Origin of the sequence: Microvirga pakistanensis (assembly GCF_004458765.1) — a bacterium.
In the GTDB taxonomy this organism is placed as follows: Bacteria; Pseudomonadota; Alphaproteobacteria; order Rhizobiales; family Beijerinckiaceae; genus Microvirga; species Microvirga pakistanensis.
In genome coordinates this window covers 1-223 of the sequence record NZ_SPJX01000682.1, presented here as the reverse complement: position 1 = coordinate 223, position 223 = coordinate 1, and the positions used below count along the sequence as shown (strand labels likewise).

The 223-nt window shown below is 64.1% G+C and carries 1 protein-coding gene; it reads left to right on the top strand.

Annotation, left to right across the window (positions count from 1 at the left end):
* A partial coding sequence (locus E4K09_RS29545; protein ID WP_166802533.1) for a hypothetical protein occupies positions 1–223 on the top strand: 223 nt, incomplete at both ends.

Genomic DNA, 223 nt, shown 5'->3' with positions numbered 1-223 from the left:
GGCGGCAATGCGAACTTCAGGCTCACGCTGTCGGAGCCTCCTGCGGAGCGGCTGACCGTCACCTACCAAGTCATCCATGGCTCGACCTCGACGGGTGACGTCTCGGTGGGACCGTACACCCTGAACATCGCCGCCGGTTTCGTGGGCACGCGCGGCTTCAACGTGCCAACGATCGAAGAGCTCGCCTTCGAGCCCGACGAGACCTTCACGGTGAAGCTCGTGA